Here is an 11974-nt window from a genome sequence, read left to right on the forward strand (position 1 = left end):
ATCAACCCCGCAGGATGTCGAGAAACGCGCGGTTCGACCGGGCAAATTCGGGCATGGCGATCATCCGCATCAGCACTGCGCGATTGTCGCGCGCCTCGCGCAGCAAAGTCAGCCCCAGCTCTTCGCCCGCCAGCCCCGGCACCCGCGCCAGACGACCGAGCACGCGGATGTCATGGATCGTCGGCGGCGCCAGCAGCGGCGGCACGTCGAGATCGATCGTTCCCTGACGGACGAATGCGACCCCGTTGCGCTGCGCAACAAACACCAGATGTTCATCGACCATCTCGCCCGGCGCGCCCAGCGCCACTGCGCTGCGATACCAGACTTCCGCCTTGGGATAGAGGCCCTGCTCCTTGATCGCATGGGCATATTGGATGCAATAGCCCCAGTGCAGCGGAAACAGATGCAACGCCTGGCCATATTCGTGCTCTGCCGTGACCCAGTCGCCGCGATCGCGCGCCGCATCGGCCTGCCCCACCGCATCGCGAAACCGTTCATCGCCAAAGGCTTCATCGAGCGCCCGGGCGATCTGCGCCGTCCGCGTCACCCGGGGCCGCGCCGCAAGGTCAAAGCGGCTGCGCGGTGGCGAAGCGCGCACGACCGGCCGCGCAGCGGCTGCGACCGGGGCGCCGCCGACGGATCGTTCCGGCGTGAAATCGGGGATCTCCGTTTCGAACTGCGCCGACCCGTCCCATGCGCCTTCGCCGGGATCGAAGATGCTGATTGCCTCACTTGCCTCGGCGCTCATCGAACCGTCACTCCTGCCGTCGTCGCCCTTGCTGTCGGGACCAGATGGCTACGCAAAACCACGTGGATTGGTAGCGCGTCATGATCCGGTTTCGATCAAAGACAGGCCGTCGGGGACGTGCCTGCGAGCCGGGTCCGTGATACCTGCCGGGTCCATGGCGCATCCCGATCCGATCCTGCTTGATGTCAGCCGACTGGTCTGGCGGCGCTGGGCCGGGCGCCTGCCGACCGGAATAGACCGTGTCTGCCTTGCCTATCTCGACCATTTTGCGCCGCGTGCGCGCGCCGTGCTGCAATGGCGCGGGCGGATGCGGGTTCTGTCGCGCGCGCAGTCGGAGCGGTTGTTCGGCCTGATCGATCGCGGCGGGCCGGGCTTTCGCGCGGGTTTTGCCGCAATGCTGCCCGCCTTGGCAATTGCCGCAAAGCGCGACGCGCGGGCCGGGGCGCTCTATCTCAATATCGGACATACCGGGCTCGATCATCCCGCTCTGGCGCGCTGGATCGCGGCGCATGGCCTTCGCGCAGTATTCCTGCTGCATGACCTGATCCCGATTACCCATCCCGAATTCTGCCGCGCGGGCGAAGCGCCGCGCCATGAACGCCGCATCCGCCATGCGCTCGGCGCGGCAAGCGGGATCATTGCCAATTCCGCGGCAACGCTGCGCGAACTGGATATATACGCCGCGCGCCACGGCCTGCCTCGCCCCCCCATGCTGGCTGCATGGATCAGCGGCCCGATCGTGCCTCCGGCGATCCGGCCCGCCGGTCTCGACCGCCCCTGGTTCGTCACCGTCGGCACGATCGAAGGGCGCAAGAACCATGCCCTGCTGCTTCAGGCCTGGCAGCGGCTGGCGCGGACCATGGGCCCGGCAACGCCCTTGCTGGTCATCGTCGGGCAACGCGGCTGGGAAGCCGAACTGGCGCAGGCGATGATCGACCGCGATCGGATCCTTCACGCCCATATCATCGAATATGGCGCCGCCGACGATGCCACGCTGGCCGGGCTGATCGCGGGCGCGCGGGCGCTGCTCATGCCCTCGTTCGCCGAAGGGTTTGGCCTGCCGGTGATCGAGGCCTTGCAGCTTGGCGTTCCGGTGATCGCCAGCGACCTGCCGGTGTTTCGCGAGATTGCCGGTGCGATCCCCACGTTTATCGATCCGACCGACGGACCGGGCTGGCAGGCGGCGATCCGCGCCTTTTGCGACGACAGCCCCGAACGCGCGCGCCAACTGGCGGCGATGGCAGGCTATCATGCGCCGAACTGGAACGACCACTTTGCCCAGGTCGAAGCCTGGCTGGCGCAACAACGGCTTTTGCCGCCATGCCGATGACGGACGGCGCGGGCCGAACCCTGATCATCGGCTTTCGCCGCTGGCGCGCTTGGAACCTGGCCCCGCTGTTGCGGGCACAGGCGGGGCGGATCGTGTTCGTCCGCGATTGCCGCGCGGCGCGCCGGATGCGCCCCGGCCGCGATGATCGCATCATGGTCTGGGGCGCGGGCGCGCCCGACGGCCTCGACGATCTCGTCGGGACAAGCGGGGCGCGGCTGGTGCGAATCGAAGACGGCTTCATCCGCTCGGTCGGGCTGGGCAGCGACCTGATTGCGCCGCGCTCGCTGGTGCTTGACGAGCGCGGCATCTATTTCGATGCGACGCATGCCTCGGGGCTGGAAACGCTGCTGATGTCGGCACCGTTCGAGCCTGCGCTCTGCGCCCGGGCGGCGGCCTTGCGCGGCTTTATCGTCGACCATGGGCTGACCAAATACAATATCGAAAGCCCCGCGCCGCCGATCTGGGCCCATCGCGGTCGTCCGGTCGTGCTCGTGCCCGGACAAGTCGAAACCGATGCCTCGATCGCGCTGGGCGGCGGCGCCATCCGCACCAATCCGGATTTGCTGGCAGCGGCGCGCGCGGCCCGGCCCGATGCATTCCTCGTCTACAAGCCCCATCCCGATGTCATGGCCGGAAACCGGCGCGGCGCGCTGTCGCACCGCGCCGCGATGCAGATTGCCGACCATGTCGAAACCACCGCCTCGATCATCGCCTGTCTTGCCCATACCGACGAAGTGCACACGATGACCTCGCTCACCGGATTTGACGCGCTGTTGCGCGGCATCCCGGTGGTGACCCATGGCGCGCCGTTCTATGCCGGATGGGGCCTGACCGATGACCGCGCGCGCGACCATCCGGCGCTGGCACGGCGCAGCAGGCGGCTCGATCTCGACTCGCTGGTCGCGGCAACCATGCTGCTCTATCCGCGCTATTGGGATCCGGCGGCGGGCACTTTCGTCACAGCCGAAGCCGCGCTGGCGACAATTGCCTCCGAACGCGAGGCACTGTTGCACGGCCCCGCGCCCGATCGTCTGACTTACGGATTCTGGCGGCGGCAGCGGCGCAAGGCCGTGGTGCTGACCCGCGCATGGCTTTCGCCCGCGCGCAATCCGCAACGCCCCTGATTGACCCGGCGGGGTGCGCCACGTCACGTCGCATCGGGGATCGCGAAAGACGCGTGTTCGGCCAGATTGGTTGGCTTCGGTGGTTTCGCCGGTTGCCGCCTCTGCTGCGCCGGGCGCAATACTGCTGGGCGTCGGGGCGATGACGGGTTGTCCAGACGCCTTTTCAAAGGGGTGCTGACGGGTGATCGCAGGCGGGATCGAGGCATTCGCGGGGCGCAACGTGCTCTTGCTGCAAGGCCCGGTCGGTCCGTTTTTCGCGCGGTTTGCGCACGATCTCGAACGGGTCGGCGCACGCGTCCACAAAGTGAATTTCAACGGCGGCGATGCGTTGTTTCACCCCCATGGCACCGCCTATCGCGGCACGATGGGGGCCTGGCCCGAATGGCTCGCCGCGTATATCGCCGCGCGCTCGATCGATCTTGTCTTTCTGTTCGGCGATTGCCGCCCGGTCCATCGCGCCGCGCATGCGGTGGCGACGCGCATGGGGATCGAAGTCGGCGTTTTCGAAGAAGGCTATCTGCGCCCCGATTTCATCACGCTCGAACGCCACGGGGTCAATGCCAACAGCCCGCACAAGCCCGATCCCGATGCCTTGCGCGCCGCGCCGCCGCGCGCCATCGCGGTGCGCCCGATGCCGCGCTCGTTCTGGCCGATGGTGCTGTGGGGCTTTCTCTATTTTGCCGCAGCCGCCCTGATGCGCTGGCGCTATCCGCATTACCGCCATCACCGCCCGATCACGTTTGCCCAGGCGCTGCCCTGGCTGCGCTCGCCACTGCGCAAGGCGTGGTATGAAATCGCCGAGCGCGGCATGACCCGACGGCTGACCGGGGAATGGTCGGGGCGCTTTTTCCTCGTGCCGCTGCAAGTCCACAACGACGCGCAAGTCCATTGCCATGCCGATACCGGGGGCGTGCCCGGTTTCATCGTGCAGACGATCGCCTCCTTTGCCCGCGCCGCACCGGCAGACACCGTGTTGGTGTTCAAGCATCATCCGATGGACCGCGGCTATTGCGACTATGCCGGGCTGATCCGCCGCAGCGCGCACGCGGCCCGATGCGCCGGGCGGGTGGTCTATATCCATGATCAGCACATGCCGACGATCCTGCCCCATTGCCGCGGCACGGTGGTGATCAACAGCACGGCCGGGCTGTCCGCGATCGGCTGCGGACGCCCGACCAAGACTGTGGGTACGGCGATCTATGACATGCCGGGATTGACCTGGCAGGGCCCGCTCGACCGGTTCTGGGGCGAAGCGCAGGACGCCGTGCCCGACCCCGTGCTCCATGACCGGTTTCGCGCCGAACTGATCGCGCAAACGCAGATCAACGGCAATTTCTATCGCCGGCTCGATCCTGCCGCCTCGGCCACAGGGCTGATCTGGACCGCTCCGGCGCGTCGCCGCAGCGCAGACGTCGTGCCGTTCCCGGTCAAAGGCTCCAGTATCGTATATGCTCCGGCAAGGAGGCCGGTGCGAGCGACGATTTGACATCGACGATCGCGCCGCCGGGCACGACCATGGCCGCTATCGCCGCCTGGCCCAGATCGGCATAGGCCCGATGACCAACCGCATAGATCAGCGCATCCAGCTCGCAAAACGCCTCGATCGGGCTGAGCGTGATGCCGAATTCATGCGCCGCCGCCTCGGGCGTCGCCAAAGGATCATGCACCAGCGGGGCAATGCCGAATTCGCGCAGTTCGCGCACGATGTCATCGACTTTGGAATTGCGGATGTCGGGCACATTCTCCTTGAACGTCAGCCCCAGGATGCCGACGCGCGCCGCGCGCAATGCATGCCCGCTCGCCCCGAGCAGCTTGACCGTGCGCTGCGCGACATAGCTGCCCATGCCGTCGTTGATCCGCCGCCCGGCCAGGATCACTTGGGGGTGATAGCCGAGCTGCTCTGCCTTGGCGGTCAGGTAATAGGGATCGACGCCGATGCAGTGCCCGCCGACCAGTCCCGGATAAAAGCGCAGGAAATTCCACTTCGTCCCTGCCGCCGCGAGCACTTCGCGCGTCGAAATGCCGACCAGATCGCAAATCTGCGAAATCTCGTTCATCAGCGCGATGTTGATGTCGCGCTGGGTGTTCTCGATCACTTTGGCCGCCTCGGCGACTTTGATCGAGGACGCGCGATGTATCCCGGCCGTCACCACCGAGCCATAGAGTTCGGCCAGCGTTTCGAGCGTTTCGGCATCCTGCCCCGACACGACTTTGACGATTTTTTCGAAAGGGTGATCCTTGTCGCCCGGATTGATCCGCTCCGGACTATAGCCAAGCCTGAAATCGACCCCGCTGGTCAACCCCGACACCCGCTCGATCACCGGCGCACAGATTTCCTCGGTCGCGCCGGGATAGACGGTCGATTCGAACACCACGATCGTCCCGCGCCGGATCACGCGCCCGACCGTATCGCATGCCGCCTGCAGCGCCCCGAAATCGGGCCGATGCCCCGCATCGACCGGCGTCGGCACTGTCACGATGATCACCGGACATTCGCGCAAGGCCGCCGGATCGTCGACAATCTCCAGATTTGCCGCCGCCAGATCCTGCGCGCTCACTTCCCCGGTAAAATCATGACCGGCGCGCAAAGTCGCCACGCGATGCGCGCCAATATCAAACCCCGTCACGCGATAACGCCGGGCAAAGGCCACTGCCAAAGGCAGCCCGACATAGCCAAGCCCGACAACCCCGATCCGTTCGACAGATTTCATGATTTCCGGGACGCTCTCTTGCCAAAGTCACACCGGGCCCAATGCGCCCCGTTGCGCTTGGCATAGCAGGCGATCCCCTTCCCCATCGTAAACGCAAAAGCGGCACTATGGCCGGATGTGGCGTCCGTCTCGCAACGCCCCGGACAGCACCACGCGCAGATCGCGAAAACGGGCCCGGAGCGCCACGCCCCGAGCCCGCATCATTTCTCCGCAAAGCGCATCGCCTGCGCCCGGACCGCCATCCGACGCCGATCAGGCGCTCTGCTTGCCGACGATGGCGCGCGCCACTGCCCAGCTGACCGGAATTGCCAACACAAAGCCCGTTGCAGCGGCAAGGATGATCCACCGGCTGGTCCCCAAGCCGCTGGCCAGCACGGCAGTCACCAATATCCCCATAAGCACGGTGGCGACCACACTGAACAGCGCGGCCATCAAGCGAACAAACATAACACTGCCCCCACATTCGGGTGAACCGACTCCACGGGCGGCATCATGAGATCGCGCCCAACCGCGCGCATTGACAAAGCGCAATCGGGCAGGGCCGTAATTGCCGCTCAATCGTCTCTGTCGGGCCCGAACTTGTGCTCGCCGCGTTCGTGGATGATGTTGGCGCGACCGACCAGCAAATCATCGACTTCGCCGATACGGGCCACGTCCTTGTCCTTGTAGGGCAGCGCGTGGAGCACATAGCGCATGGCATTGAGCCGGGCGCGCTTCTTGTCGTCGGACTTGATCACCGTCCAGGGCGAATCGGCGGTGTCGGTGTGAAAGAACATCGCTTCCTTGGCGCGGGTGTAATCTTCCCACTTGTCGAGGCTGGCGAGGTCGATCGGCGACAGCTTCCATTGCTTGAGCGGATGGACCTTGCGCTCCTTGAAGCGGCGGCGCTGTTCCTCGCGGCTGACCGAAAACCAGAATTTGAAGACATGGATGCCGCTGCGCACCAGATTGCGCTCGAACTCGGGCGCCTGACGCAGGAATTCCTTGTATTCGTCTTCGGAACAGAAGCCCATCACCCGCTCCACCCCGGCGCGGTTGTACCAACTGCGATCCATCATCACGATTTCGCCGGTGGTCGGCAGATGCTGGACATAGCGCTGGAAATACCACTGCCCGCGTTCGACCTCGCTCGGCTTTTCCAGCGCGACGACGCGCGCGCCGCGCGGATTGAGATGTTCCATAAAGCGCTTGATCGCGCCGCCCTTGCCGGCAGCATCGCGCCCTTCAAACAGGATGATGACGCGCTGGTTGGCTTCCTTGACCCATTGCTGGAGTTTGAGCAATTCGGTCTGGAGCACGAATTTCTCGCGCTCGTAATCGCGGCGCAGCATCTTGAAGCGATAGGGATAGGCGCCCTTGCGCCAGCCGGGCGCCAGTTCGTTGCTGGTGCGGCGCGGGCGACCCGGCGGCTTGGGCAGGCCCAGCGAATGGGCAAGCCGCGCCGCATCATCGGGGGCTGCGCCGGCGAGGATCGCCGCCACGCCTTCATCGCCTTGCGCGTCGCCGCGCTCAGCCGCCTGCGCTGCAATCGCCGAAACCGCAGCAAGCTCGGCTTCGACCGCCGCCTCTTGCCGTTCATCCGCCAGCCCGGTCTCCATGCCTGCATGCGGTTCGCCGACCGTTGTCGAAGTCACACCCCGGGGATTGCGCACATCGCTCGCGCCCGTGGTTTTGTCATTGGCGCCACTGGTGTCGTTTGTCATGCCGCTCCCTTTTATTGCAAAAAGCCGATTATCCTCCTCTGTGAGGCGAAGTGTCAAACGGCATGGTCACAACCTCAGTTGCATAAACCGCAATTTGTTTATATTACCATATTGATTTATATGTATTTTATCGCAGGACCTTCTAAGGAGTTATCGCACATCCGGCGCCATGGCTCCGCAAGGTTTGTCGATGCGCTGTCCGCTACGGAGAGCCGTCACCAGGCCTGGAGAACGGATCGGCGCGATTTGCGGGGAAGCAGGCATGAAGGCGGCCCCGGATGTTGGCCAAGAAGATTGGACCATGCACCCTTATTTCTTTGGCCGGACGTCGGCTGCCGGCTTTTTTGCCATTTTGCGGAAAGCCTCGCCGGTCGCGACTTCGGCGCGATTGGCATAGGCTTCGTGATATTCCTCAATATGCGGCAAGGCATAGAGATAGTTGACCATGAGCCCTCCGCTTTGCCGCAGCCCGTTGGGCGATATGTCGGCGCGCCAGTTCATGCGTTCCAGCCGCGCGCCGTTGCCCAGATGAAACCGCGCGACCGGATCGACCGGCTTGCCGGCCTTCGTGCGCGCCTGCGTGAAATAGGTCACGGCCTGGCTCAGCAGAAAGGTTCGCGCCGCCGCTTCTTCCGCCTCGTCAAAGCCGCCCGGCATTTGCAACCTGTCGAGCATCGCGCCATCGGCTGGCTCTGTTGCGGTACTGCGCAACCAGCGCATCAAGCCCGGCACGGGCGACAGAGTGACAAAGGTCGTCAGAGCCGGCAATTCGCGCTTCAGGTCGGTCGCCACCTGCTTGATGAGGAAATGCCCGAAGGAAATGCCCTTGAGGCCAGGCTGGCAATTGCTGATCGAGTAGAAGACCGCAGTGCTGGCGTCTGTCGCCGCCACTATCGGTCGATCAGGGGCGAGCATCGCCTGGATGCTGTCGGGGATGGCCGTGGTCAGCCCCACCTCTACGAAGATCAGGGGCTCCTCGGGCATCGCCGGGTGGAAGAAAGCGAAACAGCGCCGGTCGTCAGGATCGAGGCGGCGGCGCAATTCCACCCAACTGGAAATATCGTGCACCGCTTCGTAACGGATGATCCGTTCCAGCAGGCTGGCGGGCGAGGACCAGTCGATCGATCGCATCGCAAGAAAGCCGCGATTGAACCAGGATTGGAGCAGGTGGACCAGATCGGCATCCACCACATCGAGCGACGGGCCGTCCGCCGCCATCTGCGCCAGCAGGTCCGCCCGCATGCGCACCAGCGCGCCGGTTCCGCCGGGCGCCAGATTTAGCCGACGGAACAGTTCCTGCCGGGGTGCCTCCACCGCCTGGGCCAAGGCGGGCAAAGCCGACGCACCCTCTTTGGTATAACGCTCCCAACTGGCGGCCAGGGCTGTCTCGTCGGGATTGAAGTCTGTCGCAAGCGTCGCGAAGAACGTGTGCCGCGCCGTTGCATCGGCCTTTCCATAAAGCGTCAGCAGATCGGTGGCGATGGCGACCCCGGACGCTTCCCCCCTTACCGACAGCAGGGCACTCGCCAGTTCGATGAGTGCGCCTGCCGCCCTTTCGGGCGTTTCGCGTTTGCGCTCAAATACGGCGAACGGAAAATGGCGCCGAAAGAGATCCCGTCCGGCGTGCGAAAAACCGTCCATCAGGCGGCCGATGGCATCGCGCGATTTAAAGGGAGCGCGCGTCGCCGGTTCGACCGCCAATCCGCGCACGGGCACGGAAGGCGCCTCGCCCTGAGTATCCCGGGACATATCGATCATGATGGATTCCACGCGCCTGCATATTCGGGGAATTACGGTGGAGCTCAGCCGACAGGCGCCATACCCGACCGCCCAAACCTGGCCGCACCTTAGCCTTCCGGTTCGTTGGACAATGTGAAGGAAATCCGGTTCCGGGGTCAAGGATCGAGGTTTGACGGAAGGGTGTCTGGCGACCGAAGATTCTCATTTTTGCTTCAGCCCGCCTGCGCTTTCCTCAGGCCTCTTTCCCGGCTGCCAGAGCTGCGCGCGCGATGGACGCGGGGCCAAAGCCGAGAGTGAACAGCCTCGCCTTGCGAACGCGAGGGGCTTGACCTGATGGCGCAATCACGCGCCAATGCGGGGTCATGCCCGCCTGGGAGTATCCGGATGAAACGCCTTGCCCTGACCGCATTTGCGCTTGCGGCCATACCCGCGCCCAACTCTGCCATCGCCGAGCCAAGCAGTGTACCGGCGCCTCCTGCGCATTTTCAGGCGCAGTTCGACACGCTGGGGCCCGTGGTGCAGGCTTTGCCGGGGCCGAAGGGGCGCACGGTTCATTTCGCCGACACCGGTGAAGCGGGATGGCGCCCGGTGCTGTTTCTGGGCGGCACGGGCACGAGCGCGCGCGCATTCCTGATGACCGGCTATCTCGAAACGCTGCGGCGGCAACTGCATCTGCGGTTCATCTCGGTCGAGCGCAACGGGTTTGGCGATACCGCCTATGATCCGGCCTGGGGCTATGACGACTATGTCGGCGAAGTGCGCGCCGTGCTCGATCATCTGGGCGTCGCGCGCTTTGCCATGGTGGCGATTTCGGGCGGGGGCCCCTATGCCGGACATATCGCGGCGGCCATGCCCGACCGCCTGATCTCGCTGCATTTCGCCGCCGCGCTTGCCAATGTGCGCTCGGCCGGGCTCGACACCTGCCAGGCGCCGCTCGCCGATGCGGCGAAAGGTCTGGCCGGGACGGTGCAAAACCCGCAGAAATGGTGGAGCTATCCCCCCTCCAGCCCGACTCACCGGATCCCCGGCTTTTCCGACCGCGCCTTTGACGAAGGCGCGCGCGCTTTCTTCATCCGCGGCCAGATGGGCGATGCCACGCCCGAAGCGGCGGAAATGCACCGCTATTGCGATCCGGCCCTGCCCGATCTGAAAGCGGTCAAGGCGCCCGTCTATACCTATTATGGCGAGTCCGATCCGCTGGTGGTGCCCGCCAACGGCGCGTTCTGGCGCCGGGCGGTGGGCGGCCCCGCCACGACGCGCGCCTATCCGGGCGAAGGCCACGACGTGCAATATCGCCACTGGGATCAGGTGCTGATCGACATGGCCGGCTTCGGATCGCGCGAACTGGTGTGCGAGGGGGCATCGGCCCGCCTGTTGCCCGCCGCAGCGGCGCGCCGCGCTGTGGCGGCAGGCGCCACGCCGGGCCTGTGCCTTTGGGGCAAAGCGAAATAACGGTTTGCAGATGCGCCCGGTTTGCTAAGGGCAACGGCAAAACGATGCGCCGATTTCAACGCGCGGACCTGAACGCCACTTTGCAAAGGACACTTCGCATGTTTGCAGACGCCCCCCCCAGCGCCTCGCCGACGCCGGTTCGCAACGACTGGACGCGCGAAGAGATCGCCGCCTTGTTCGACTTGCCGTTTACCGAGCTGGTGTTCCGCGCGGCGGAGGTCCATCGCGCGCACCATCGCGCGGGCGAAGTGCAGCTGTGTACGCTGCTGTCGATCAAGACCGGCGGGTGCCCCGAAGATTGCGGATACTGTTCGCAATCGGTCAAGGCCGACAGCGGGGTCGAGGCGACCAAGCTGATGGAAGTGCAGGCCGTGCTGCAATCCGCCGCGCAGGCGCGCGATGCCGGGTCAAAGCGCTTTTGCATGGGCGCCGCCTGGCGCAATCCCAAAGACCGCGACATGCCTTCGATCATCGCCATGGTGCAGGGCGTGCGCGACATGGGGCTCGAAACCTGCATGACGCTCGGCATGCTGACCGAAGGACAGGCCGCGCAGCTCGCCGATGCCGGGCTCGACTATTACAACCACAATATCGACACCTCGCCCGAACGCTATGGCGACGTGATCACCACGCGCAGCTTTGCCGACCGGCTGAACACGCTCGATCGCGTGCGCGCGGCGGGGATCAATGTCTGTTCGGGCGGGATCGTCGGCATGGGCGAAACCCGCGCCGACCGCGTCGGCTTTGTCCACGCGCTGGCGACGATGGAGCATCACCCCGAATCGGTGCCCGTCAACGCGCTGGTGCCGATCAAGGGCACCGTGTTGGGCGACATGCTGGCCGATACGCCGCTGGCGAAAATCGATGACATCGAATTCGTGCGCACCGTCGCCGTCGCCCGGATCACCATGCCGCTGTCGATGGTGCGCCTGTCGGCAGGGCGCGAAGCGATGAGCGAGGCGACGCAGGCCTTGTGCTTCCTGGCCGGGGCCAATTCGATTTTCACCGGTGACAAGCTGCTGACTGCGGCCAATGCGGGCGACGATGCCGACGCGGCGATGTTTGCGCGGCTGGGGCTCCGCCCGATGGAAGGCGAAGAGCCCTTGCGCGCGGCCAAAGCCTCCTCTTGCGCAGGCCCATGCGCGGCCTGACTCCGATGGCTCCGC

Annotated in this window: 10 protein-coding genes; 5 read left to right on the forward strand and 5 right to left on the reverse strand. The window is 65.3% G+C overall.

Annotated elements, in window-relative coordinates:
- Position 1: 1 nt before the first annotated feature.
- The gene (locus AQZ50_RS06155; RefSeq protein WP_067744183.1) at positions 2-748 is read right to left on the reverse strand and encodes a hypothetical protein; all 747 of its coding nucleotides are present in this window, start codon (positions 746-748) and stop codon (positions 2-4) included.
- A gap of 154 nt (positions 749-902) precedes the next feature.
- Between AQZ50_RS06155 and AQZ50_RS06160 the strand changes: the two genes are divergently transcribed.
- From AQZ50_RS06160 to AQZ50_RS06170, 3 genes are all read left to right on the forward strand, one after another.
- Complete coding sequence (locus tag AQZ50_RS06160) at positions 903-2078, forward strand: glycosyltransferase family 4 protein (RefSeq protein ID WP_067744186.1); 1176 nt, start codon at positions 903-905, stop codon at positions 2076-2078.
- Entirely contained in the window at positions 2069-3202 is a 1134-nt protein-coding gene (locus tag AQZ50_RS06165; RefSeq protein WP_231730134.1) for a capsular polysaccharide export protein, LipB/KpsS family, read from the forward strand. The genes AQZ50_RS06160 and AQZ50_RS06165 overlap by 10 nt, the downstream gene beginning before the upstream one ends.
- A gap of 181 nt (positions 3203-3383) precedes the next feature.
- Complete coding sequence (locus AQZ50_RS06170; protein WP_082703446.1) at positions 3384-4688, forward strand: capsule biosynthesis protein; 1305 nt, start codon at positions 3384-3386, stop codon at positions 4686-4688.
- Here the strand turns inward: AQZ50_RS06170 and AQZ50_RS06175 are convergent.
- The 4 genes from AQZ50_RS06175 to AQZ50_RS06190 form a co-directional block, all read right to left on the reverse strand.
- Positions 4630-5913, reverse strand: coding sequence for a nucleotide sugar dehydrogenase (locus AQZ50_RS06175; protein ID WP_067744189.1), 1284 nt, complete (start codon positions 5911-5913; stop codon positions 4630-4632). The genes AQZ50_RS06170 and AQZ50_RS06175 overlap by 59 nt on opposite strands.
- A gap of 252 nt (positions 5914-6165) precedes the next feature.
- Positions 6166-6360, reverse strand: coding sequence for a hypothetical protein (locus AQZ50_RS06180; protein WP_067744192.1), 195 nt, complete (start codon positions 6358-6360; stop codon positions 6166-6168).
- A gap of 107 nt (positions 6361-6467) precedes the next feature.
- Entirely contained in the window at positions 6468-7616 is a 1149-nt protein-coding gene (gene ppk2, locus AQZ50_RS06185) for a polyphosphate kinase 2 (RefSeq protein ID WP_082703447.1), read from the reverse strand.
- 309 nt (positions 7617-7925) lie between these two features.
- Positions 7926-9374: a malonyl-CoA decarboxylase gene (locus AQZ50_RS06190; RefSeq protein ID WP_231730135.1), complete on the reverse strand. Its 1449-nt coding sequence runs from the start codon at positions 9372-9374 to the stop codon at positions 7926-7928.
- 366 nt (positions 9375-9740) lie between these two features.
- Here AQZ50_RS06190 and AQZ50_RS06195 point away from each other — a divergent pair, with 366 nt between their 5' ends.
- Together AQZ50_RS06195 and bioB are read left to right on the forward strand one after the other, a co-directional pair.
- Complete coding sequence (locus AQZ50_RS06195; RefSeq protein WP_067744198.1) at positions 9741-10808, forward strand: alpha/beta fold hydrolase; 1068 nt, start codon at positions 9741-9743, stop codon at positions 10806-10808.
- 98 nt (positions 10809-10906) lie between these two features.
- Complete coding sequence (bioB, locus tag AQZ50_RS06200) at positions 10907-11959, forward strand: biotin synthase BioB (RefSeq protein ID WP_067744201.1); 1053 nt, start codon at positions 10907-10909, stop codon at positions 11957-11959.
- Positions 11960-11974: the final 15 nt, after the last annotated feature.

The organism is Novosphingobium sp. Fuku2-ISO-50 (assembly GCF_001519055.1).
Classification (GTDB): Bacteria; Pseudomonadota; Alphaproteobacteria; order Sphingomonadales; family Sphingomonadaceae; genus Novosphingobium.

What these genes read in the sequence shown, in the direction of transcription:
- ppk2 (WP_082703447.1), bottom strand. Translation starts at nt 7,616, where the DNA reads ATGACAAACGACACCAGTGGCGCCAATGACAAAACCACGGGCGCGAGC.
- AQZ50_RS06165 (WP_231730134.1), top strand. Translation starts at nt 2,069, where the DNA reads ATGCCGATGACGGACGGCGCGGGCCGAACCCTGATCATCGGCTTTCGC.
- bioB (WP_067744201.1), top strand. Translation starts at nt 10,907, where the DNA reads ATGTTTGCAGACGCCCCCCCCAGCGCCTCGCCGACGCCGGTTCGCAAC.
- AQZ50_RS06190 (WP_231730135.1), bottom strand. Translation starts at nt 9,374, where the DNA reads ATGATCGATATGTCCCGGGATACTCAGGGCGAGGCGCCTTCCGTGCCC.
- AQZ50_RS06175 (WP_067744189.1), bottom strand. Translation starts at nt 5,913, where the DNA reads ATGAAATCTGTCGAACGGATCGGGGTTGTCGGGCTTGGCTATGTCGGG.
- AQZ50_RS06195 (WP_067744198.1), top strand. Translation starts at nt 9,741, where the DNA reads ATGAAACGCCTTGCCCTGACCGCATTTGCGCTTGCGGCCATACCCGCG.
- AQZ50_RS06155 (WP_067744183.1), bottom strand. Translation starts at nt 748, where the DNA reads ATGAGCGCCGAGGCAAGTGAGGCAATCAGCATCTTCGATCCCGGCGAA.
- AQZ50_RS06180 (WP_067744192.1), bottom strand. Translation starts at nt 6,360, where the DNA reads ATGTTTGTTCGCTTGATGGCCGCGCTGTTCAGTGTGGTCGCCACCGTG.
- AQZ50_RS06160 (WP_067744186.1), top strand. Translation starts at nt 903, where the DNA reads ATGGCGCATCCCGATCCGATCCTGCTTGATGTCAGCCGACTGGTCTGG.